Source organism: Weizmannia sp. WK01 (genome assembly GCF_025905465.1).
In the GTDB taxonomy this organism is placed as follows: domain Bacteria; phylum Bacillota; class Bacilli; order Bacillales; family Bacillaceae_C; genus Weizmannia; species Weizmannia faecalis.
On sequence record NZ_CP109616.1, the window covers coordinates 908,298 to 933,285 of the forward strand.

Sequence of the window (24,988 nt, forward strand, 5' to 3'; positions counted from 1 at the left end):
GGAGGGAGAGCTGAAAGATTTTTTCTTGGTGAAAACAAAAGCTTGGGTTTGAGGAGACATCCTTTATCCAAATAATCGCTGCTGTAGGAAATGTAAAAACAGCAGATTCTGCACATGATTCAACCAGGATTTTTTAGCAAAAATGGTCACGGCCGGATTTGTATGGATGTTTTGCACCGAAAACTCGCCTCAGCAATTTCCCCATTCAGTGCTACCAATTTTGTTATAATAGAAATGCTAGGTGAGAGCCCAAAAATATCAGTGATCATTTCTGGTGAGCGAGGACAAATATTGTAAGCGGTTAAGTATAGAATGGTTTTTATATATTGTTGTGTTTACATCAAATCCATTTAGGAAAAGGAGCGTTGCGCATGTCCTATATCGTTGATTTCAAAAATGTGTCTGATGTTGGTCTAGAGTCTTCACCTGTTGCGAAGGCGCTAGCCGGTTTGCGTGCGAATGAGGCGCGCTATTTTATGAATAAATACAAACACGTATTTACTGTTTTGCCAGCTGCAGAAAGCGGAGAGACCCTAGAATATGTGAATAGGATTTTGAAAGAAGAACGCGGCATTGAATTTGCAGCCAAGCCATTGGAAACTTCGCGTTTTCAAGTGGAAAATATCCAATTTGCTTACGTCTTTTACGAGGATGGCCTCGTTGTCAATGTAATGTATTCCATAGATGATCCGAAGAAGCGGGCGGTTGGTTTTAAACTTTCTGAGGGGATGGAAGTACCAAAGGAATTAGAAGGGAAATTTAAATTTGCCAGACAAAAGTCAAAACTGGCCGGCACCATACGGGGGTCATTTTTTGTCATAAAAGGCGAGTATTAAAAGCAATAATCTGGACGAGCTTGCTGGACGAGTCAGAACAGGCCAAAAGCTGATTCGTCCGGCAAGCTTCGTTACTTTTCGTTCTTCAAGGACGTAAACTATTCTATCAACTGCCATCTACATAACCAATGCCACATTTTCCATCACTTTTTATTAATTTCATTTGTTTTTTCAACTTAACTGTAAGATATTCCAATTTCCGCCCAGCTGAGAAAAACTCCCCATTCTAGTCGTGCTGTTTTAGTTGATCCTTCAATTAAGCAGCCCAATTTTGCACATAGTCTTCTGAACTGATTGCGCTTACATGTTTTAACATTTGTTATATGATGAAAATGTAGGAAGGAGGAACAAATGGGAGTGAAAAATATGGGCGCTTCCAAGAAAAAGCTCATTTTAAACTACTTAGCACATCAAGAAGGATACACATCTGTTGAAGATTTATCAAGCACCTTTAAAATTTCCAAAAGAACGGTCTATTATATTTTCAACGCTCTAAATAAAGAATTGCTTGCAAAAAAAATGGAGCCCATTCAAAATGTCAGGAATGAGGGCTACTATCTAAAAAAAGAAACGAAAGAAAAAATACTTAAAACAGAGGATGCCATCGAAGAATCAACACCGATTAAATATTCAAAAGATGAAAGATGCAACATAGATATTCTGCTTAGTTTAATCAGTACGAAAAAAGTTACCCTTGAAGGGCTGTCTGAACTTGAAAATATCTCAAGAAATACTGCTATAACAGATATTGATCGGGCCAGAAGCCTGCTTAAAAAGTCCAACCTTGCCCTTAAAAATGATCCTAAACACGGCTACTGGTTAAGCGGAAAAGAAGAAGATATCCGTTGGTGGTTTCATGAATTTATTAGCAATCACTCAAATTTGTACAAAAAAATGATAAGCAGTGAACATTTTCAACACTTCATCGATTGCAAAGCTGAAAATCAATTTATACGTGGAACCGGTGCATGGTTAGAAGATGTAGAAAGATTGACGGGAAAACATTTTTCGGACGACGCTATAAACATTTTATCGGTTTATATCCCGTTTGTTATTCAGCGAATTAAAAAGAATAGAACAGTCGGACCATTAAAAGAATACGAATTAAATGTTCTGAAAACGTACCCTGAATACGAACTGGTTTCGCAGCTGTTAAAGTTATTTGATATTAATCCTGAAGTATATGAAAACGAAATCTTTTATATAGAAACACTTCTTTTGAGCAGCCAGATCAATTTTATCAGTTCGGAGTCCAAATATGCACCGCAAAAATTTACCGGATTGGATACGGTCGTTGAAAAAGTGATTTTACGTTTTCAACAAATATCCGGCATCAATTTCGATAATATTTATGAATTGAAAAAGAATCTGTACGTGCATCTTCTTGCTTGTTACTATCGGGTGCGCTATGGTGTGAAGTATCAAAACAGGCTGTTAAAGGAGATCAAAAAGAATTACGGGAATGTATTTTCATTTACAAGATTCTCCATTCAGCCTTTTGAAGCCTTTTGTAAACATTCTATCAGTGAAGATGAAATCTCGTTAATCTCGATTTATTTTGGTGCGGAAATTGATAAACAAAGAAAAAACTGGCCTACAAAAGCAGTTCAAAAAGTTTTGCTTGTCTGCAGCAGCGGTGTTGGAACTGCAGCCATCTTGAAACAAAAACTTCAATCGTTGTTTCCATTTGTAAGTTTTGAAGGTCCAATCACAGAGCGAGAGTATTTAAAACAATCGGAAATACAGGAAAACCTGGTGATTTCCACGGTAAACATTCCGGAAAAAAATAAAAAAGTCATTACAGTTCATTCCATCCCGGATCATCAGGATTTAAAAATACTCACCAAAAATCTTGTTCAATTTGATATTTATCGAAATGAACTTGTCTCATCTATTTTGGATGTTGTTAGTGATTATGCGAAGATTCATGACTTTAATGGCTTAACACAAGGATTAATTCAGCTGTTTAATAAACCAAACTTCAAGAGTGGAACAGGAGGGATCTATCAGCCAATGCTGAGTGAGCTATTAACTGATCATACAATTCAAGTTGTAAAAAATGATGGCCTCGATTGGATGAAAGCCATTCAAAAGAGCGCAAGCCCGCTCTTAATGGAGGGCAAAATTAACCAGGAATATATTGATGCCATGATAAACGTTGTCAATCAGCATGGGCCGTTTATCAATATTGGCAGAGAAATTGCCTTGGCGCATGCACGTCCCGAAAATGGTGTCAAGCACTTAGGAATGTCACTGTTGAAGCTTGATAAACCGGTTGATTTAGTAGATAAAGAACATCCGGTTAGGATTTTTATTACTTTAGCAGCCATCGATAATACGGCCCACTTAAAAGCATTATCCGAGCTTGCAACATTGCTGGGGAAGGAAGAAAAATTAGAGCAACTTTTACATGCGAAAACGAAAGAAGAAATTTTATCCATTATTACAGAGGAGGAGAATATTCAATGAAAATTGCAGCTGTATGCGGATCAGGTTTAGGTTCCAGTTTCATGATTGAAATGAACATCAAGTCGATTTTAGATCAATTAGGGATTAATCAGGATGATATTGAAGTGACTCACTTCGATATGGGAAGTGCTACCCCGGATTCTGCAGACCATTTCTTTGTCGGCCAGGATTTAGCTGAGGCAACTGAAAAACTTGGAGCCGAGAAAGTAACAGTATTAAAAAGTATTATTGATAAAAATGAATTGAAAGAAAAAGTGGTTCAATTTTTGCAAGAATCCGGTCGTTTGCCTGAATAATTCATGGATAAGCAAAAAATTCGTGCATGGATGCGTTTTTATCCAGATCTAACCAAAGATGAATGAACAAAGCATTATTTTTTCATTCAGACAAATTGAGGTGACGAGATCATGAAAGATTTTTTAAATGTATTAATTGGTATTGCCAGTACGCCGGCACTTCTTGTTGCTTTAATTGCCGTTATCGGTTTAATCCTTCAAAAGAAATCGATCAGTAACATATTGCTGGGCGGTATAAAGACGTTTGTAGGATTCCTGGTTTTAACAGGGGGTGCGGGTATTGTACAGAATTCTTTAACACCATTTGGGGAAATGTTTAAACATGCTTTTTCCGTTCAGGGTGTTGTCCCAAATAATGAGGCGATTGTAGCCCTTGCCCTCACAAAATATGGTACACCGACAGCATTGATTATGCTGGTTGGCATGATTGTCAATATTTTCATTGCACGGTTTACGAGATTTAAATATATCTATTTAACAGGGCATGCGACTTTATATATGTCCTGTATGATTGCGGTCATTATGACGGTATCCGGTTTTACATCCGTACCCTTAATCCTTTTAGGCGGATTGATTCTCGGAATGGCAAATGCCTTGTCACCGGCTATCGTGCAGCCATTCATGAAAAATGTTACTGGTACAGATGAAGTTGCACTTGGACATACCGGTAATTTTGGATACATGATTTCAGCTGTTATTGGTAAATTTTTCGGAAATCAAAACCATTCAACAGAAGATCTTAAAGTCCCAAAAGGCCTTTCCTTCTTGCGTGATTCAACGGTTGCCATAACGCTTACGATGGGAGTTATTTATATAATTCTAGCTATTTTTACTGGCAAAGGATATATTGAAGCAAAACTAAGCGATGGAACAAACTTTATTATTTATGCCATCCAAATGGCAGGTACTTTTGCTGCAGGTGTGTTTGTCATCCTTTCGGGTGTCCGTTTGATCTTAGGCGAAATCATTCCGGCGTTTAAAGGGATTTCTGAAAAATTAGTTCCAAACTCTAAACCGGCACTTGACTGTCCAATTGTTTTTCCATATGCCCCAAATGCTGTTTTGGTCGGCTTTTTCTCAAGCTTTATCGGAGGAATCGTGAGCATGTTTCTGATGATTGCCTTCCACACGATAATCGTTTTACCAGGTGTCGTTCCTCACTTTTTCTGTGGTGCAACAGCAGGGGTATTTGGCAATGCAACAGGCGGGCGCAGAGGTGCGATACTCGGTTCATTCATCCATGGAATCGTTATTAGTTTCATGCCGATTGCGTTGATGCCGGTATTAGGCAATCTTGGCTTTGAAAATTCTACATTCTCTGATACAGACTATGGTGTTGTCGGCCTTTTCTTAGGAGGTTTAGGAGGATTAGGAGGCGTTGTACTGATAACGACAGGAATTTTTGCTGTTCTTGCCATTATGCTTATTCTAACCGCGTTCAAAAAGAAAAATGCAAATCCTGCTGGAAATAAATAACCAATTGGTTTGGGGAATTTTAGAGATGAGATAAGTGTAAATGGTCCGGACCTCCATGGCTGCCATTTTAAAAGACTAAAGCGGATGAATGGATCCGTATGAACGCATGTACTGCTAAAATGCTGTGGACTCTTCAAATCACTTAAAAAGAAAAAGCAATTGGCTTAAAAATGAAAGAAAGCTCTTCTTGTAGCCGCGAAAAGAGCTTTCTTTTAACGCATATTCCGCACGTAAATTTTTCTATTTTGTGATTTTTTTAAAGGAATTTTCTCCTTCTTTGTAGAATTGAATGATTATCTAACTAGAGGAAGATGAGGAAATTTTTATGTCAGATCAAATTTTAACCTTACATGTGGGGCCGTCTCAACTTTTATCTAAACTGTGTGATGAAATAGAACTCGAAAAGACCATTAATAATTTAGTCAAATGGGATTCTGTCCGTTGTCATATCTCACCCGGAACAAGGATTAAAGCCCTTGTCTTAAACATTTTATGCAGTGGCAAGCCCCTTTATAAGGTTCATGAATTCTATCAAAACCTAGATTCTGAGATGCTTTTCGATACATCGATTTCACCCGATCAATTAAATGATGATGCATTAGGAAGAGCATTAGATTACTTGTATAAAGCCGAAGCATGGAAAGTATATTCCACCCTTGCATTAAAAGCATTAAAAAAATTGAATCTTCCTATTGGTGTACTCCATAACGATACAACATCAATTTCTGTTTACGGTGAATATAAACAACCGAAGGAAGATGGACTGCAAATTACGTACGGGTATAGTAAGGCCCATAGGCCTGACTTAAAACAAATCGTTCTGGGGATGGGGGTCACACCTGAACGAATTCCTATTCTTGCAAAAGTAGAAAATGGGAATACTTCGGATAAATCTTGGAATGTGGAATTCATTCAAAAGATGAGAAAAATCCTTTCCCATGAAGATTGGAAAAATCTCATTTATCAAGCCGATTCTGCATTAATCACAACGGAAAATCTAGCGGAAATTCAACAACAAAATTTATCGTTTATTTCCCGTTTACCTGATACATTCGGTTTAAGCACAGAACTAAAGAAAGAGGCATGGTTGCTCAATAACTGGGAAAGGGTAGGCTCACTTAGCAATAAAAAAGACGCAGCTATTTACCAAATTCAAGCTTTTGAAAGACAAATTCAAAACCTTCCTTACCGGTTTCTTGTTGTCCACTCAAACAATTTAGATCAACGAAAAGAGAAAACCCTAAATCGGGCGATCGAAAAGGAAGAAATAAAATTAAAAAAAGAGATAGAAAAACTAAGTAAAGTTATCTTTCATTGTAAAGAGGACGCACTAGAAGCAATTCAATCTTTTAAGAAAAAACAAAAGGCTTCATATTTCTGTTATAAACTAAACGTCCAGATGAGTGATCAACCTATCAAACGAAAAAAGAGAGGAAGACCTAAAAAGGACGAACAGACAAAACGAGAACAAATCTATCAGATACAACTGGAATCGTTTGAAAAAGATCATGATTTTATCGAAAATAAGAAAAGAATGCTCAGCACTTTTGTTTTAATCACAAATAAATTAGACGAGGAGACACTATCCAATCAAGAAGTTTTGAGGGTTTATAAAGGACAGTCGGCCGTTGAGACCCGTTTCCGATTAATCAAAGATTCACAAATGATTGATGCCATTTACTTGAAAACCCCGGAAAGGGTTGAGGCCTTAGGGATTGTGTATGTGATGGCTTTATTAATCTATGGAATTTTAGAATATCGAGTTAGAAAAGAACTGAAAGAAAAGAACCTATCTCTAATCTTGAAAGGAAAAAGGAAACTCTATCAACCCACAGGTCAAGCATTGTTAGAGCAATTAGAAGATATCACCGTGATCCTTATAAATCAAAATCGACAAAAATTAAGGCTCTTACCCGATAATATTGATTCACAAGCCAAAAAAATCATTGAATTATGCGGGTATGATCTATCAATATACGTGTCAAAAAATGTCGAAAACAAAGGCGAATAACACACAACAGGAGGAATTCATGAAAAGAATGTCGAATTCAATAGAACTTTATCGAAAATTCCTCAAAAATAAGAAGATATCATCCCACCAAAATGTTTAAATATAGTTCATTCAAAAATTAAAATGAATTTTATTTAAGACGTGCGAAATGTGGGTTTTAATGTAGAAAGCCGAGTTGCTGATGGTGCCTACTCATGCGAATGTTTAAAATGAAAACAACGGTGTTAAGAAAAAGCCCCTATTATATAAAATAAACTTAAGTTTTTCATCAAGCATGAGCAGCAATTTGCATGAGGCCTACTTTATTCAGCAGGCAACGGAGCTGCGATATTTTGTTCATTTATATAGGAGCTTTTTTAAGATGTTTTTTTCGTGATTACATCTATTAATTTGATGAATGCTTTTATTATAAATATGATCCTGAAATATTCATAGCTACAAATCCCATTTGATAAATTTTGTTAAATTAGTTGAAAATAACGGTATTTAATTAAGAACCGTAGCCAATTCATAAAATAACTGAATTTTCAATAGAACAACTCTGGTATTTTGGGCATACTTGCCCCTTGACTGAAAAATTTATTTTTTTCAGTTATGAGAAGTATTCTATTGGTCATTCCAATTGTAGCTTTTGAATTCGATTCAGTACATCCCAAAAGAAATTTTGATACACAAAACTCGATGATAGTTTGAAGTAAAGGGATCTGCCTGATTTCACGACTTTACTTGCCGCTTTAATTAACCGAGTACGTATCGTATCAATTTGCATAGTTTTTTGACCTTCCGGAAAACAAAGAGTTCGTAACCAATTGGTCAAATTATATGCAAGAAGTGTTAACATCATTTTTACTTCGTTCACTAGAAAAGCGTGGCTATTCATATGATCAAAGTAAAAGCCATTTTTTGCTTCTTTGATATAGTTTTCCATCGTCCCTCTTTTTTGATAAGCTCGGACGATATCTTGAGGAAAAGCTAATTCAAAGTTAGTAACAAAAAAGGAATGGGTAAAGAACAGCTCACCTGCAGGACGTACCGATTGAATAATCACCCTTCTTGGTTTTGACCATGATTTTGCTTGGTAAATCGTTTCTTCATAATAGGTTTCCGTCTTGGAAACATCTAAAGGTGCGGAAGAAGGATGGTATTCCTTCGCTAAACTTTGTAGTTGTGAATTCGATTTCAACCGAATAATATACAAAACAGATTCTTCTTCACACAGATCGTATAATCCCGGAACAGCAAACCCGCTATCTCCACGAAGAAACAGGGTAGTTTCTGGAAACATTTCGTTATAATGTTTAATGAGAGGCCGAATAAATTCCACCACACCATTTGATGTATAAACATTTCCGGGACGGAGTTGTGCTTTCAAAAAGTCACCAGTCGCACCATCAAAGGCGACTAATGGATGAAAACCCATCGTGCCATAATGAGTATTATATGACGAAGATTCTTGGTCCCCATATGTATCCGAATGAGTCGAATCCAAGTCGATAAATAACTCTTTCGATTGTCGAAAACAATGAATCTTATCAAGCATTTCTTGGTTAGCCAGATTTAATTGTTCAATTGAATCTTTATCAAATCGTGTATAAAAGCGAGACAAACTGGGCTGGGAAGCAAGTGTTGGAGTTTCAATGATTTCCTTAAACACAGGATCATGAGTCAACTGATCAGCCGCATCATCTTCCGCATACCCGGCAATGATTTGATAGACTTTTTGACGTAACAAGTTTTCATTTGAATGAAGATAATATTTCCTTGAATCGTTAAGTCTCAAGTACTTAACTAAAGTCTTTGAAAAACCAATTTTTTCATCGAATTCTCTAAAAAGAAACTCACCTGTATCGGAGGAAAGAGAACCTCCATCATTTGACAATTTAATTTTATGATTGAAATCAAGTGTTTTTTGCGTTAAAGTAACCATATAAAGAGTCCTTTCTGTTTGGTTTTTGTTTTGGTTACTTTAACTTTAACAGAAATGGATTCTTTTTTCATTTTTTTAATGAATTACAATAAAGCCGAAAAGGCTTGGTAATCCATAAGTTATAATAAGTTTCTGAATTTCTGTGAATAATTCAGGAAGAAAATTCAACAACTGATCAAAAGTCAACTACAACAATGGATTGCGGGTCTGCCGAATTATATCAAGGTATACCTACCTGTTTCAGTCTGCGAAAGTTGAGTTAACATTTATAGCTGGATACATTATTTGTGATGCAAATGCAACTAAGACAATCAAATAAGTAATAATAAACGTTTTAGATAAAAAGAAGCTTTTCAAGCCGTACACCTCCATTCATCATTCATGCTATGCCCAGATCAAGCTTTGAGCAATTTTATTATAGCATCCTTTCGAAATCGCCTCCATAAAATCCAAGGAAAATTAATTTTTTTCCGAACTGTTAACTGTTTTCTCTTTTCTATGTGGTTATCTTCCCGATCATAGGTTACAATCTTGATCAGACACGGCTGCAATAAAACCTTTTCTGCCTGTGGTCAGAAAAAAGGTATTGAAAAGAGAAAAAATTCATTCTATAATATGCGCATAGTGTTGTTTAGCCAACCGTTGTGATTTTCCGGGCATGGGGACCCCTTTTATATCCAAAATTCTGGCTACTGGTTTCTTCAGTTTTATGGTTGGAGGATGGTTCTCTGTCGGAATGTAATGTGAATAGGTGAATCATTTGTCAAACCCTTCACTGAATCCGCTTACAAAAATGACTTCGAACAGGGGTATGGCATGGCAGATGGCGAAAAATCGATATGGGTGGCAGTGGGGAGGCGCCCGTTTCGCAGAGAAGAATGAAAGTCATCCAGTACATTTTTCAGGATGAATGCCATGCCAGGGCGAACATGGCACCGTCAAAAGAACGGAAGCCCATACCCGCCAGCAGCAAGGCAGTCGGAATATTGCCATTGAGCTGCTTTTGGCCGGGAAATGGGGGGAAGGATGCACACTGTTTTTACGCGCAAAAAAGACGACAGCGTGTAACTTAATCAAGGGGATGGGAGGATGAATGCATTTGCAAACAAAAACGTTACAGGAAACAGATGAAAAATATTTATGGCATGCCATGAGGGGAGCCGCAAGTCCCGGGCAGCCCAATTTGATTATCACAAAAGCGGAAGGTGCTTGGGTAACGGACATTGAGGGTAACCGCTATTTGGACGGGATGGCCGGGTTATGGTGTGTGAATACCGGTTACGGCCGGAAAGAATTGGCGGAAGCGGCATACAAGCAGCTTCTTGAGATGCCGTACTATCCGTTATCCCAAAGCCACGTGCCTGCCATTCAGCTGGCCGAAAAATTAAACGAATGGCTTGGCGGGGATTACGTCATTTTCTTCTCTAACAGCGGTTCGGAAGCCAATGAGACGGCTTTTAAAATTGCCCGCCAATACCACCGGCAAAGAGGGGACCTGGACCGGTACAAGTTTATTTCCCGTTATCGCGCGTATCACGGCAATACGATGGGGGCGCTTGCGGCAACAGGCCAGGCACAAAGAAAGTATAAGTATGAACCGCTTGGACAGGGATTTCTTCATGTTGCACCTCCTGACACGTACCGGCATCCGGATGACGTGGAAACGCTTGAAAGTGCCAAGGAAATCGACCGTGTAATGACGTGGGAGCTAAGTGAAACGATTGCCGGTGTTATTATGGAACCGATCATTACTGGCGGAGGGATTTTACTGCCGCCTGATGGTTATATGGCGAAGGTGAAAGAGATTTGCGAAAAGCACGGTGCCCTTCTGATTTGTGATGAAGTCATCTGCGGATTCGGACGGACCGGAAAGGCATTTGGTTTTATGCACTACGGCGTGAAGCCGGACATCATTACAATGGCAAAAGGGATTACGAGCGGTTATCTCCCGCTATCAGCGACTGCTGTCAAAAGGGAAATTTACGAGGCGTATGCGGGCAGTGAAGATTATGACCGTTTCCGCCACGTCAACACATTCGGAGGAAATCCTGCAGCCTGTGCACTGGCTTTAAAAAATTTGGAATTAATGGAAAATGAAGCGTTGTTTGAACGTTCCCGCATACTGGGTGAACGGCTGCTAGAAGCGCTAAAAAGCCTGAAGGATCATCCAAATGTAGGGGATGTCCGCGGAAAAGGATTGCTGGTTGGCATTGAGCTGGTGGAAAATAAACAAACAAAGGAACCGGCTGCAGTCGAGAAACTGAATAAAGTGATAAGCACCTGCAAAGAAAAAGGCCTGTTAATCGGCAAGAACGGTGATACTGTTGCTGGATTTAACAATGTATTGCAGCTTTCCCCGCCGTTAAGCATAACCGATGATGACTTTCGCACGATCGTGCAAGTTTTAAAAGAAAGCATCTTCCAATTGTAAAAACGTTTCTTGTTAGAAAATGTGCTGCAAAGGAGAGAGAGGGTTTGGAGAATCAGCAACTAAAGAAGGACTTGAAAATTCGCCATATTACGATGATTTCGATCGGAGGAGTCATTGGCGCCGGCTTGTTCATGGGAAGCGGCGCCGTCATCCATTCGGCCGGCCCGGGTGCAGTCATTTCGTATGCTTTGGCAGGTTTACTTGTCATTTTTGTTATGAGAATGCTGGGGGAAATGGCATCGGTGAACCCGACAAGCGGTTCGTTTTCCACCTATGCGCGTGAAGCCATTGGCCCTTGGGCAGGATACACGATTGGCTGGCTGTACTGGTTCTTTTGGGTCATTGTCATTGCGATTGAAGCAACTGCGGGGGCAGCGAATATTCAATACTGGTTCCCGGAAATGCCATCGTGGCTTTTAAGTTTAATATTAACCGTTTTATTAACGCTCACAAATGTATATTCCGTTAAATCGTACGGTGAATTCGAATATTGGTTTTCAATCATTAAAGTGGCCACCATTGTTTTATTCCTGCTGCTCGGCCTCTCCGTTATTTTCGGCATCGTTCCGGGTGTCCAATCCCCAGGACTTTCCAACTTAACAGGGAATGGCGGTTTTATGCCGAATGGCTTTGGCAGCGTCTTATTGGGCATTACGGTTGTCATCTTTTCTTTTATGGGGACCGAAATTGTGGCGGTGGCGGCGGGGGAATCCTCCGAACCGGAAAGGGCAGTCAGAACGGCTACCAACAGTGTCATTTGGCGGATTCTGATCTTTTATGTCGGTTCGATTGCGATTGTAGCCACCTTGCTTCCGTGGAACTCGGCGAATATTTTAAAAAGCCCGTTCGTCGCCGTTCTTGAACATGTCGGCATTCCGGCAGCGGCTCAGATTATGAATTTCATTGTGCTGACCGCCGTACTTTCCTGTTTGAATTCTGGTTTATATACAAATTCACGGATGCTGTACGGGATGGCAAAAGCCGGCGATGCCCCGAAAATTTTTCTGAAGTTAAATAAAAACGGGGTACCGGTTTATGCCGTTTTGTGCGGGACGGTTTTCGCTTATGTCGGGGTTATTTTTAATTATATTTCCCCGGATAAAGTATTCTTGTTTTTAGTAAACAGTTCAGGCGGGATCGCTTTATTGGTTTACCTTGTCATTGCCTTTTCCCATTTGCGCATGCGCCGGACGGTGGAAAAAACGAATCCGGATGCCTTGAAGGTGAAAATGTGGCTGTATCCGTATTTAACTTATGTCACCATTTTGGGCATTGTTGCGGTTTTAGTCGCGATGATCTTTATCGACTCATTGCGCACGCAAGTATTGTTGACTTTGCTTATTGCCGTTCTCGTGGTCGGCTCGTATTTCCTTTTGCATCCTAAAAAAACAAATGTGCTGCCACTGGATAGTGAGGATTCAAGTATAAAATCTTAAGCACAGCAAAAAGCACCGTCTCTTTTAAAAAGGCGGTGCCCATTTTCCAGCTGTTAATCTGAAGCCGGTTTTGTTTGCATGGTTTTCTTTCTGTTTTCCTTTTTGGCGCCTGGTTTAAATGTATCTGCCCGTTTCACAAAAAGGGACATGATCAATACGACAATATTAATCGCGAGCGCGACGTAGAAGGAATATTGGATGCCGGCCAGCAACGCTTTTTGTCCTAAGGCGGCTTTATCAGCTGCTGTAAAGTGAAGCGGATTGATCCCGGACATCAGGTCTTCCGCTTTCGATTTTGTGACAGCATTCATGATCGTGACAAAAACGGCTGTTCCGATTGACCCGGAAACTTGCTGTGCTGTATTATTAACCGCCGTTCCGTGCGGGTTCAGCCGGGAAGGCAATTGATTCAAGCCGTTCGTCATAATCGGCATCATCACCATCGACATCCCGAACATCCGGAGCGTGTAAACCAGAATAATATAGGTGTAGCTCGAGTCAATTTGCAAATTCGCCAACATATAGGTGGAAACAGCTGTGATGGAAAGCCCCGTGACAGCCAGCACGCGGGGGCCGAATTGATCAAACAGCTTTCCGGTGATCGGCGACATAATCCCCATGACAATTGCGCCCGGCAGCATCATTAAGCCGGAGTCAAGCGGAGAGATGCCCCGTACGTTTTGCACATAGGCAGGTGTTAAAATCATGCCGGAAAACATGGCTGCCGCATTTACAATGGCAATGACAGAGGCAAGGGCAAACATCGGATATTTATACACGCGCAAATCCAATAAAGGTTCATCCATCATAAACTGCCGAATAACGAAGGCGATTAAAGCCAAACTGCCGGCAATCAGTGCCGTTAAAACCACTGGATCTGTCCAGCCGTCCGAACTTGCAGAACTGAATCCGTAAAGTAAACCGCCAAACCCGATGGAAGACAAGACTACCGAAAGATAATCAAGCGTTGCTTTTTTATTTTGCTCCATGACGTTTTCCGCTTTCCAGATCCCCAGAACGAGACTGATGACGGCTAGTGGCAAAATCATTTCAAACAGAAAGCGCCAGTCAAAGTATTCGACAATGTAGCCGGATAACGTCGGGCCGATTGCCGGGGCTGTAATCATGACAAGGCCAAAGACCCCCATGGCTGTTCCACGTTTTTCAATCGGGAAACTAACCAGCATAATATTCATGAGCAATGGCCCCATGACAGAAGATCCTGCAGCCTGGATCATCCTTCCTGTCAGCAGCAGCCCGAAGTTCGGGGCAAATGCTGCCAGAGCAGTCCCTAACGTGAAGATTAACATGGCCGTAATAAACAACTGCCGGTTTGTAAAGCGGGTCAGCAGGAAGGCGGATGCAGGAACCAGCACGCCGCTGACCAGCATATAACCTGTTGCGAGCCACTGAATGGTGGAATAATCTTTGATGTGTAAATCTGCCATGATGGAAGGCAGCGCTACATTGAGCAGCGAGTTATTAAGAAATGAAACAAAGGCGCCGATAAAAAGAACCCCGATCATGAGATAGGGCGGCCTTTTATGATGTGTTGCTGGATTCATATACTCTTTTTCCCCTTTTTGTAAATTGTTTTTATTTCTTGCCTGAAATTGCCGGAGAAGGTTCCCTGTACAATCCTTTTTTGAGCAGTTCCATTTGGGCAAGATAATGATCGAGTGCTTCTTCGGCCGTTAATTCCCTTGCGAATGCTTGCACAAGATTATGAAAGGTGACGGCCTCCAAAATCGTGATCATATCCTGCAGTTCCCGTTCATTATTGATGTTCAATTTTTTTGTGTTGACGGACCGGAGCAAAGCCAAATCCTGCTTTTTCAGATCCTCTTCAAAAAAATTTTCTGCCAAAGTATTTTCGGTTTTATAATTCATATTGGAAAAAGCATTTTTGAAAAAATTGGCATTTTCCTGGTTTCGGATGTCTTGAATGGCAAATTGAAAGACCTCGGTAAAAGCCGCAAATAAATCCCCGCCCTTTTTTTGGAGAGTGGAAATAAACTGTTCTTTGCTTTTTCGTGAGAGCAAACGCAGCAAATAATAAAACAAATCCTCCTTGTCTTCAAAGTATTGGTAAAAGCTGCCTCTTGGAATGCAAGCCTCCTTTACAATGTTTGCGACAGAGGATTCGTGCAGCGGCGCTCTTGAAAATTCCTTTTTTGCAGCTTGAATCAAAGTATCCTGTTTTTCTTTCGGCAACCGGAAAAAAGTTGGCTTCGGCATGGCAGCATATTCTCCTATCTTGAAAAATTGCGGCACGGGCATCTGTCCTGAAAATGACACCGTGTCATAAAAGAAACAATAAGAAGATTATATATGACACCGTGTTAAGATGTCAATGAAAAAATGACACCGTGTCACTGGAAACATTTCTTAATAAAGTGCACCGGTCTCTTCGCCGCAGCTTGCCGGGACAAAATAAGGACAACCGTATCTGAAAACACAAAACAGGCTGGGGAAGTTTTAAATCCGGTCTTACCGGTCGCGAATCTGCGGGGAAATCGTCGCAGGTCCAATTATGGAAACACAGGCTGGTGCCCGTCCCAGTTTTTACTATATAAAGTGAACGGAAAAAGGCTATTCTGTTGCCTGCAAAAATAATCGTCCTGAAGTATAACGAAATATTGCCTGCTGTAAGCTATCATACAATGAATGGTTTGGCGCTCATCAGAATTTTTCCTTCATTAAAAATAAAATTTCAAAGGCCGAAATGGAAAAAATCGGTGATTGTTTAGACAAAATTAGAGAAAGCAAATCCGAACTCGGCATTTCCAATGTGATTGACCCGATCCATACGCCGGAAGCCAAAAGTTCCCTTTTATCAAAAGACGGCACCACGCTTATGGTCAGCTTCAAGCTGGATAAAAAAGGGAGAGAAATCGATGACATCCAAAAACAGTTTGATGCCAGGCTGAAACATTCGCCTGTCGATTATTATTTGAGCGGGGAAGATTTTATTAACAATGACTATTTGAAGGCCTCCCAAGCCGGTGTGGAGCGGAGCGCAGCATTAACGGTCATTTTTATTCTCGTTGTGCTGGTGATTGTGTTCCGCTCCGTTGTGACCCCGCTCGTCTCGTTGGCGGCTGTCGCTTTTTCCTATTTGTGTTCAATGGGGATTGCCGCCCAGCTTATCGACAAAGCCGGATTTCCGGTGACAAGCTTGACGCAGATGCTGCTTGTGCTGATTTTATTTGGAATTGGAACCGATTATAATATCCTGCTTTTTAACCGGTTCAGGGAAGAGTTGTCCCACGGGAACCCGATTGATGAAGCGATTGTCCGCACATACCGGACGGCGGGAAAAACGATCGCCTATAGTATTGTGACCGTTTTTATCGCATTTCTGGCGCTTATATTTTCCGAATCGCCGATATATCGGTCAGGTGTCGTTGTGGTGATCGGGGTAACGATCCTTTTGCTTGAAATTTTAACCCTAACTCCTTTCATCATGAAAGTCCTTGGTACAAAGCTGTTCTGGCCGTCGAAAAATGCAAGCGGGCATAAGCCGAACCGGTACTGGGGAAAAGCTTCTTTCATCGCCGTAAAACATCCGATTATTACAGTCACACTCATTCTTTTGATCATTGCCCCGGCATTGATCTTCCACCAGGAGAAGCTGAATTTTGATACGGTTGGAGAACTTGGCAATAAATATCCTTCTTCCAAAGCGATCAACCTTGTTGCTGAACATTTCGGGAAAGGGCAGTCCATGCCTGCGGAGGTTGTGATTGAGAACGGAAAAGCAATGGATAATAACGCATCCATGGCTGTCATTGACAATATTACACAAAGGCTGAAAAAAATAGACGGTGTCGGGAAAGTTTCTTCGGTTACGCGGCCTGAAGGAAAGAAAATGGAGGACTTTTACATCGACAAGCAGATGATTACGGTAACGGACGGCTTGTCGCAAACGCAGGACGGGGTTGACCAAATCAATGCTGGATTAAAGACAGCCCAGGAGAAACTCGGATCCGCCGATTTTTCGAAAGTGAACGACATGGTAGATGGAACCGCCAAACTTAAAAATGGAATGGCCGCTCTCACCACCGGGCTCGAAAAAATTCAAAACGGCATTGGCAATGGGTCCGACCAGCCGGAAACACTGGCAAACGGCATCGCTACCATTGAAAAAAATCTTTCCCAAATGAGCAGCGGGGTCAGCACATTGTCAGCAAATTACGGGAAAATGCAGGCCGGCTATGCTGAAATGGGCAAAAATTATCAGCAGGCTGCACAAGCACTGCTCGGTGTAAAAAGTGCGATTGCGCAAATGCAGACGCTCGTGACGGCGCTCGGGCAAAGTACGCCAAGTGTGCAGAGCGACCGGAACTATTTGGCGCTGAAGCAAATGACAAACCAGCTCTCATCATCCCTCAAGCAAATCACGCCGGAAGGGATCAACACGCTGAACAGCAATTACGACAAGACGACAGCCGGGTTCAAGACAGCGAACGACAATCTATCCAAGATGGCTGGCGGGCTTTCGCAAATGGCAGACGGGCTCAAGAAAACCGAAAGCGGGATTGGCCAGGCGTCTGATGGCATCGGCAAAATAGTAACCAATATGAACGATGTGACAAAGGGGCTGGGCCAGATGAAATCGGGCCAGCAGCAACTCGCTTCCGGCCTTAGCGGTTTTAAACAGTTCGGCGATAAGTTGTCGGATGTTAACCGCGGATTAAAGCAAATTTCAGACGGCCTTGGCAAAACAAATGACTATCTGGCACAGCTGAAAACGGAAAAAACATTCCATATTCCGAAAGAAGCGCTCGCCGACAAAGATTTTAAAAAAGCAATGGACACGTATATGTCGGATGACAGAAAAGTGACGAAACTGACTGTCGTGTTGAGCAACGATCCTTATTCAAATCAATCATTGGATACCATTGATAAGATCAATAAAACGGTTGTCACCGGGCTGAAAGGAACTGTGCTTTCAAAAGCCGACAGCGGGACAGCCGGAACGAGTGCAACGACCAACGACATGAACCATATTCTGTCAAGGGACCTTGCCAAATCAACCGTGATCGTGACCATCAGCGTGCTGCTTGTGCTTCTGTTGGTTATACGGTCTTTCTGGCCGCCGGTTTTCATTACGGCATCCCTTGTCGGTGCCTATTATACAGCCATGTTTGTCATCAACTCTATTTTTCTTGGCATGCTGGGCTATGAAGGCATTTCTTCGTTTGTGCCGTTCTTTTCCTTTATCATCATCGTCTCGCTTGGTGTAGATTACAGCATTTTCCTGATGATGCGCTATAAGGAATACCCGCAGCTTGACCCGAGGGAAGCGATTATACTCGCTTCGAGACATACAGGCGGTGTCATTATTTCCGCGGTCGTTATTTTAGGCGGCACATTTGCCACGCTGATGCCTTCAGGAATGCTGCTGCTGGCTGAATTGGCAATCGCCGTCATTACCGGCCTTGTCGTGCTTTGCTTTATCCTATTGCCATTCTTTCTGCCAGGCATGATCGCCTTGCCGGAAGCCTTGGAAAAAATATTTTCGGACAAAAAGAAAGAAAACTTGGAGCTGGAGAAAGAATCATCCAAGCGATAATGAAAAAAGCAGCCGCTTATCCAAATTGGGAAAGGGCTGCTTTTTTTGCTGGCACGGTTTTAGATCGAGGCGGAGGAAGCAGGTAACCTTTTAGCTAAAGTACGGTAAAGAGATGGTAAGTGAGCAAACAGGCCAACTATTTTTTTGAAAAGTGAGCATAAAACGAGTATAGGTGAAGGAGCGGGCGCAAAAACTGGTGTTTCTTAACGTAGAACGGGTCTAAGTGAAGGAAGCGCGGGAAAAAATTATTGTTTCTTAACGTAGGACGCGCCTATGTGAAGGAAGCGGGCGAAAATTCCGTTGTTCCTTAACGTAGAGCGCGCCTACGTTAAGGAAGCGAGCAAAAAACGCAGTGTTCCTTAACATAGAGTGCGTCTATGTTAAGGAAGCGGGCGCAAAAGACGTTGTTCCTTAACGTAGAACGGGTCTAAGTGAAGGAAGCGCGGAAAAAACGCCGTGTTTCTTAACGTAGAACGGGTCTACGTTAAGGAAGCGGGCGAAAATTCCGTTGTTCCTTAACGTAGAACGGGTCTGAGTGAAGGAAGCGCGGAAAAAACGCGTTGTTTCTTAACGTAGGATGCGTCTAAGTGAAGGAAGCGAGCGAAAAATCTGGTGTACCTTAACGTAGAAGGGGTCTACGTTAAGGAAGCGGGCGAAATTCCGACAAACAATGTACGTAAACGCCCATATCACAAAAAATACATGCCAGCGGAAGAATGAAAATCCCGTCGCAAATCAGGATAGACCGCTTCGAAGTGCCTAACCCCGTGAAAGATGCCATTTTAGCATGTATCAATTTCCGGGGTTCCTCTATACTAAACGTAAAAGCATTTTAGAAAGAAGGGGCAAGCATGAACTATTTTGCGGGTTTGCTGATTGTCTGTGCGCTCGTGCTCGGCAATGCGGGGTGCTCCGCAAAAGATGGCAAACAAAGCCGGGAAGCTGCAGCAATCAATACGGTTGCGCATTCTGGCTGCACGGCAAAGCAAAAAGCGGAACAGACCAAAATGGGGGTTGCCTGGTACCGGACATCCGGGGAAGCAAAAGCGCTCTATTATCAAGGATACAATATCGGAAAACAGCGTATTGAGGAGAGCCTGAAAACCAAGGTAAAAAAGAAGCGGGCCATCGTGCTGGATCTCGATGAAACGGTGCTGGATAACGGGCCGTACTTATCTTATATGGTAGAAAAAGGCATTTCGTTTGGCAGCGGCTGGGGAGCATGGGTGAAAAAAGCAAAAGCAAAACCGCTCCCGGGGGCGCTTTCCTTTTTAAAATATGCCGACAAAAAAGGAATCGATATTTATTACATTTCAAACCGGGACGAAAAATATATGGATGCCACCCTTCGCAACTTGAAAAAAGAAGGGATCCCGCAGGCCGTCCGTTCCCATGTGCTGTTGCAAATAGGAACAAGCAGCAAAGAAGCACGCCGACAAACCGTTGAAAAGAATTATGAAATCATTGCCTTGTTCGGTGATAATCTGGGTGACTTTTTTAAGACATTTGACGGAAAAGGAAACAAGGCGCGCAGCCTGGAAGCAGACCGTTTCCGCCATGCATTTGGCCGCAAATTTATCGTATTCCCGAATCCGGTTTACGGGGATTGGGAGCATGAATTGCCATGTGGTTCATAAACGCAAAAAAATTCCGGAGTTCTCCGGAATTTTTATATGCACTATGTATGGCGGAGAAGGTGGGATTTGAACCCACGCGACGGTCACCCGCCCTAACGCATTTCGAGTGCGTCCCCTTCAGCCGCTTGGGTACTTCTCCATATGGAAAAAAGAAAGATGCTGGTGAGAGGACTCGAACCTCCGACCCCTTCATTACGAGTGAAGTGCACTACCAACTGTGCTACACCAGCATGGAATCAATCAGGACAATGTAAATTATATTATAATAAAATCCGGATTGCAAGAGGAAATTTAAAAAAAGTGTTGTAATGTTTTTCCGGCATGTTTCCGGTAAAATAAGAGAAAAGATGTTTCCGGGGGAGGAAAGGATATGGATTTTTTAAAAGCCTCAACGCTGGAGGAAAAACTGGACCTAATTCAAACGCTTGCCGGCCCGTTTTCCGAAAGGGCGGCTGCCAATGACTTGGAAGGACGGTTTGCTTTTGAAAATATTCAAGATTTAAAAGAAACAGGCTATACAAAGCTGACTGTGCCGCAAAACTACGGTGGGGGCGGCATTTCGCTGTATGAGCTTGTCCGCCTGCAAGAGGCCATCGCGGTTGCGGACGGGTCGACTGCCCTTTCCATCGGGTGGCATATGGGGATTTTAATGCATTTGTCCGAAACAAGAACATGGAACGGGCAATTGTTTGAACGCATTTGCCGTGCGGCAGCAGGGAAGGCCGCCCTCATCAACACTTGCGCAACCGAAGCGCAAACGGGCAGCCCGACGCGCGGTGGCATGCCGGAAACAACGGCAACGGAAAAGAACGGCGAATGGGTGTTAAACGGGAGAAAAACATTTGCCACCATGTCTCCGGTGCTCGACTTTTTTATCATTACCGCAACGATTCCGAAAAAAGAAGCGGTTGGCAGTTTTGTCGTTCCGCGGGAGACGGCTGGCCTTTCCGTCGTCGAAACATGGGACAGCATTGCTTTAAGGGCAACCGGCAGCCATGATGTTGTGCTGGAAAACGTCAAAGTCCCGCTTGCGAACCTGGCGGAGATCCAGACGAAAAAGAAAGAGCCGGCCGGTTATCTGCTCCATATCCCTGCCTGTTATTTAGGCATTGCCGAGGCAGCGAAACGGGAAGCGGCCCGCTTTGCTAAATCGTATACGCCGAACAGCCTGAACCATCCGCTTGCGGAACTGCCGGCTATCCGCCAGAAATTCGGTGAAATCGAGCTGAAATTGATGCAGGCGCGGCATTTTCTGTATTCGGTTGCGAAAATGTGGGATGAAGCCGGAGCAGAACAAAGAAAAGAGATGGGCCCGGAACTTGGGGCAGCGAAAATGGCGGTTACGAATCATGCGATAGAAGCAGTTGATTTAGCGATGCGAATCGTAGGTGCCAGAAGCCTGTCCGAAAAAAGTCCGCTGCAGCGCTATTACCGCGATGTCCGCGCCGGGCTCCACAACCCGCCGATGGATGATGCCGTCCTTATGCAGCTCGGCGCGCGTGTGTAAAATCAAAAAGCATCCGATGGTCTAAAAAGCGGGAAAACAGAATTGTGGATCTGGCCATGAGGATAGTCGGCGCCCGCAGCCTTTTTCAAAAAAGCCCGCTGCAGTGCTATTACCGTGATGTGCATGCGGGATTACACAATCCGCCGATGGATGATACCGTCCTTATGCAGCTCGGCGCACGCGTGTAAAATCAAAAAGCACCCGATGGTCTAAGCAGCCGGGAAAAAGGGGGGGCGCAAAGCAGCAGAGCGCCGCCGCTTTTTTCGGTCCGCTTTGTCGCTACTGCTAAAAAAGCGGCAACTGCTGATAAATGCACTGTTGCCGCTCCATGGTTTGCTTACGTTCGATGATGTGCCGGATGAGCCCGTACGATTTCATCCTGCCATTTTTCAAGGATTTTCCTGATATTTTCCGGGGCGGTTTTCGGCTTGCGGGTGTAAGACAGCAGGCCGTTTGTTTCTTGCTCGACATCTGCAAGCTGCGTATAACAGAAGCCTCCTCCTTATCAAAACGTATTATAATAAAAAATAAAAATTTAGAAATAATTTATTGTCGAGGTATTTTTTATGAGGAAAATCTATGAATTCATGAGTAAAGATGAGAAGAAGAAGGCTATATCTTTGCTTACTAAAGATATAGATGAGCTAAAGAAGGAACAAAAACTAGAAGATGAAAAGGGATATCCCCGAGTAGTAAAAGACGCAATAGAAGAAACAATCCAAAGGTACAAAAAAGATATGGAGTATTTAAAAGATGATTTAAAAAAAGAAGAGAAAAAATCTTAAATCAGTTATTACAGCAGTGGATCGTATTGGAATGGTAAATGATTGTACTGAGGCTCTATTATTTATGGCTTGCTGAATAAGCAAAATTCCTAGATTTGGCAAGGATGCTGACAGCTTTGGCAACAATTTAAATGCAAGGGTTTTACAACAAATCCAGGAAAAGTTGCACGCGAAAGCCGATTCAACGTATTGAGAAGACAAAATCATGCATTTTCGCATATATTTTGTGACGGAGTTTGCAGAAAAATTTGGTACAAACTCAGAATCGGATTCGTTCAGCAAGCCCTATTTAGAAATGGAATATTACCAGTAAAAATTTTAGTAAAAATGTTGCCTTTTTTTACTTCTGCGTGTAAGATGGAATTGAAGAAAACGTTTGCAATCTTTTTATTCTATTCTATTACACTTAGGGGGGAACGACCATGAGCAACCCAAATTTGTCTCAGGCTTTTAAGGAGTATTTCGGGACGGCGGCGGAGCGCGCGTTTTTTGCGCCGGGCCGGATTAATCTGATCGGGGAGCATACCGACTATAACGGCGGCCATGTGTTTCCGTGCGCGATTACCATGGGGACGTATGCTTTGGCCAAAAAACGCGATGACCGCAACATTCGCTTTGTATCTTTGAATTTTAAAGAAAAAGGCGTCATCGAATTTACGCTTGACGATCTGGCATACAACAAAGCACATGACTGGGCCAATTACCCGAAAGGCATGCTGAAATATTTGAAGGAAGCGGGGCATGAAATAGAACAGGGTTTTGACTGCCTCGTGTACGGCAATATTCCGAATGGGGCCGGCCTGTCTTCTTCCGCCTCCATTGAACTATTAACCGGCGTGATGCTTGAAAAATTGTTCAACCTGAAAGTGGAACGGCTCGATCTTGTCAAGCTCGGGCAAAAAACGGAAAACCAATTTATCGGCGTAAACAGCGGGATCATGGATCAGTTCGCGGTCGGGATGGGCAAAAAAGACGCGGGCATTTTGCTCGACTGTGCCACGCTTGCGTACGAATATGCCCCGATCAAGCTGGATCACCATAAAATTTTGATTATGAACACGAATAAACGCCGTGAACTTGCGGACTCTAAATATAATGAACGACGTGCGGAATGTGAATCGGCACTGAAACAGCTGCAAAAGAAACTCGATATCGAAACGCTCGGCGATTTGACAGAAGAAGCATTTGAAAAAAACAAGGAAATCATAGACAATGAGATTGTGAGGAAACGGGCAAAACATGCGGTTTACGAAAATGTGCGCACGCTAAAAGCACTTGACGCATTAAAACGTGGCGACCTGCCCGCTTTCGGAGAACTGATCAATGCCTCCCACCGTTCGCTGCGGGATGATTATGAAGTGACCGGCAAAGAACTCGATACGCTGGCCGAAACCGCCTGGAAGCAGGAGGGCGTGCTCGGGGCGAGAATGACGGGCGCGGGATTCGGCGGGTGCGCAATCGCAATTGTTGAAAATGACAAAGTCGATGCGTTCATCAAAAATGTCGGGGACGTCTATGAAAAAGAAATCGGCTACCGGGCGGACTTCTACACCGCAAGCATCGGTGATGGAGCAAAAGAAATGACAATGGAGGAACTTGTATGAGCATTTTAGTATTAGGTGGAGCCGGTTATATCGGCTCGCATGCCGTATATCAACTGATCGACCAAAAATATGACGTGGTGGTGATTGACAATCTGCAAACCGGCCACCGCGCCGCAATCCATCCAAAGGCAAAATTTTACGAAGGCGATATTCGCGACCGTGCCTTTATGCAGGAAGTTTTCGGGAAAGAAAAAATTGACGCGATCATTCATTTTGCAGCCAACTCGCTTGTCGGCGAATCGATGGAACAGCCGCTGAAATATTTCGACAACAACGTATACGGTACGCAAATTGTGCTTGAAATGATGAAAGAATTCCATGTACCGCATATTGTGTTTTCTTCGACTGCCGCAACATACGGGGAACCGGAACGCGTGCCGATTACAGAGACAATGCCGACCGTTCCGACCAACACTTACGGCGAGACAAAACTGACGATGGAAAAAATGATGAAATGGTGTGAAAAAGCGTACGGCATCAAATACGTTGCACTTCGCTATTTTAACGTAGCCGGCGCAAGATCAACCGGCGAAATCGGCGAAGACCACCATCCGGAAACGCATCTCATCCCGGTTGTATTGGAAACGGTGCTCGGAAAACGCGAGGCAATCACCATTTTCGGCGAAGACTATGATACAAAAGATGGGACATGCGTCCGCGATTACATTCATGTGGAAGACTTGATTGATGCCCACATTCTCGCGCTTCAATATTTGCAAAACGGCGGTGCAAGCGATGTGTTCAACCTCGGATCAAGCAACGGATTTTCTGTCAAAGAAATTGTGGATACCGTCCGGGAAGTGACCGGCAAAGGCTTTAACGTCAAAATCGGCGACCGCCGCGCCGGGGATCCGAGCACGCTCATCGCTTCATCCGAAAAGGCTAAACGTGTGCTCGGCTGGAATCCGCAAAAAACGGATATCCGCCAGATTATCAAAGATGCATGGAACTGGCATGAAAGCCATCCAAACGGTTACGACGACAGAAGGTGAAAC

At 42.8% G+C, this 24,988-nt stretch carries 16 protein-coding genes, 2 tRNA genes and 1 pseudogene; 14 read left to right on the forward strand and 5 right to left on the reverse strand.

Annotated elements, in window-relative coordinates:
* Positions 1-371: 371 nt before the first annotated feature.
* The 5 genes from OF158_RS04115 to OF158_RS04135 all read left to right on the forward strand — a co-directional run bounded on the left by OF158_RS04115 (position 372) and on the right by OF158_RS04135 (position 7,088).
* On the forward strand, positions 372-836 hold the full coding sequence (locus OF158_RS04115) for a DUF8821 family protein (RefSeq protein ID WP_026684858.1): 465 nt from the start codon (positions 372-374) through the stop codon (positions 834-836).
* A 351-nt stretch (positions 837-1,187) separates the two neighbouring features.
* On the forward strand, positions 1,188-3,305 hold the full coding sequence (locus tag OF158_RS04120; protein WP_035182292.1) for a BglG family transcription antiterminator: 2,118 nt from the start codon (positions 1,188-1,190) through the stop codon (positions 3,303-3,305).
* On the forward strand, positions 3,302-3,601 hold the full coding sequence (locus OF158_RS04125; RefSeq protein WP_035182291.1) for a PTS sugar transporter subunit IIB: 300 nt from the start codon (positions 3,302-3,304) through the stop codon (positions 3,599-3,601). Before OF158_RS04120 ends, OF158_RS04125 begins: the two co-directional genes overlap by 4 nt.
* 111 nt (positions 3,602-3,712) lie before the next feature.
* A complete protein-coding gene (locus OF158_RS04130; protein WP_035182290.1) occupies positions 3,713-5,077 on the forward strand; it encodes a PTS ascorbate transporter subunit IIC in 1,365 nt (454 codons plus the stop codon).
* A 325-nt stretch (positions 5,078-5,402) separates the two neighbouring features.
* Positions 5,403-7,088, forward strand: coding sequence for an IS1634 family transposase (locus OF158_RS04135; protein WP_014096930.1), 1,686 nt, complete (start codon positions 5,403-5,405; stop codon positions 7,086-7,088).
* 613 nt (positions 7,089-7,701) lie between these two features.
* Here OF158_RS04135 and OF158_RS04140 read toward each other — a convergent pair.
* Positions 7,702-9,015: an IS1380-like element ISBco1 family transposase gene (locus tag OF158_RS04140; protein WP_017550355.1), complete on the reverse strand. Its 1,314-nt coding sequence runs from the start codon at positions 9,013-9,015 to the stop codon at positions 7,702-7,704.
* Between the two features lie 1,093 nt (positions 9,016-10,108).
* On the opposite strand from OF158_RS04140, the gene OF158_RS04145 reads away from it, so the two are divergent.
* Positions 10,109-11,446, forward strand: a complete 1,338-nt coding sequence (locus tag OF158_RS04145; RefSeq protein ID WP_026684374.1) for an aspartate aminotransferase family protein — start codon at positions 10,109-10,111, stop codon at positions 11,444-11,446.
* Positions 11,447-11,490: 44 nt separating this feature from the next.
* Positions 11,491-12,882 carry a GABA permease gene (gabP, locus tag OF158_RS04150; RefSeq protein ID WP_035182284.1) on the forward strand — a complete coding sequence of 464 codons (1,392 nt, stop codon included), beginning with the start codon at positions 11,491-11,493 and terminating at the stop codon, positions 12,880-12,882.
* A gap of 53 nt (positions 12,883-12,935) precedes the next feature.
* Here gabP and OF158_RS04155 read toward each other — a convergent pair whose 3' ends face one another.
* Together OF158_RS04155 and OF158_RS04160 are read right to left on the reverse strand one after the other, a co-directional pair.
* Positions 12,936-14,447: an MDR family MFS transporter gene (locus tag OF158_RS04155; protein ID WP_035182283.1), complete on the reverse strand. Its 1,512-nt coding sequence runs from the start codon at positions 14,445-14,447 to the stop codon at positions 12,936-12,938.
* A gap of 31 nt (positions 14,448-14,478) precedes the next feature.
* Positions 14,479-15,120: a TetR/AcrR family transcriptional regulator gene (locus OF158_RS04160; RefSeq protein WP_035182281.1), complete on the reverse strand. Its 642-nt coding sequence runs from the start codon at positions 15,118-15,120 to the stop codon at positions 14,479-14,481.
* Positions 15,121-15,607: 487 nt separating this feature from the next.
* On the opposite strand from OF158_RS04160, the gene OF158_RS04165 reads away from it, so the two are divergent.
* A complete protein-coding gene (locus OF158_RS04165; protein ID WP_035182280.1) occupies positions 15,608-18,460 on the forward strand; it encodes an MMPL family transporter in 2,853 nt (950 codons plus the stop codon).
* An 851-nt stretch (positions 18,461-19,311) separates the two neighbouring features.
* Entirely contained in the window at positions 19,312-20,097 is a 786-nt protein-coding gene (locus tag OF158_RS04170; RefSeq protein ID WP_035182278.1) for a 5'-nucleotidase, lipoprotein e(P4) family, read from the forward strand.
* Between the two features lie 48 nt (positions 20,098-20,145).
* On the opposite strand, the gene OF158_RS04175 is transcribed toward OF158_RS04170, so the two are convergent.
* Positions 20,146-20,236 (reverse strand) — tRNA-Ser (locus tag OF158_RS04175).
* An 18-nt stretch (positions 20,237-20,254) separates the two neighbouring features.
* A tRNA-Thr gene (locus OF158_RS04180) sits at positions 20,255-20,327 on the reverse strand.
* A 140-nt stretch (positions 20,328-20,467) separates the two neighbouring features.
* On the opposite strand from OF158_RS04180, the gene OF158_RS04185 reads away from it, so the two are divergent.
* From OF158_RS04185 to galE, 5 genes and pseudogenes are all read left to right on the forward strand, one after another.
* Positions 20,468-21,604, forward strand: coding sequence for an acyl-CoA dehydrogenase family protein (locus OF158_RS04185; protein WP_035182276.1), 1,137 nt, complete (start codon positions 20,468-20,470; stop codon positions 21,602-21,604).
* A 41-nt stretch (positions 21,605-21,645) separates the two neighbouring features.
* Positions 21,646-21,792: pseudogene (locus tag OF158_RS04190) on the forward strand (acyl-CoA dehydrogenase); the annotation flags it as partial.
* Positions 21,793-22,170: 378 nt separating this feature from the next.
* Positions 22,171-22,389, forward strand: a complete 219-nt coding sequence (locus OF158_RS04195; protein ID WP_035182274.1) for a hypothetical protein — start codon at positions 22,171-22,173, stop codon at positions 22,387-22,389.
* A gap of 422 nt (positions 22,390-22,811) precedes the next feature.
* Positions 22,812-23,993, forward strand: a complete 1,182-nt coding sequence (locus OF158_RS04200) for a galactokinase (RefSeq protein ID WP_026684379.1) — start codon at positions 22,812-22,814, stop codon at positions 23,991-23,993.
* Positions 23,990-24,985, forward strand: a complete 996-nt coding sequence (gene galE, locus OF158_RS04205) for a UDP-glucose 4-epimerase GalE (protein WP_035182272.1) — start codon at positions 23,990-23,992, stop codon at positions 24,983-24,985. Before OF158_RS04200 ends, galE begins: the two co-directional genes overlap by 4 nt.
* Positions 24,986-24,988 lie beyond the last annotated feature (3 nt).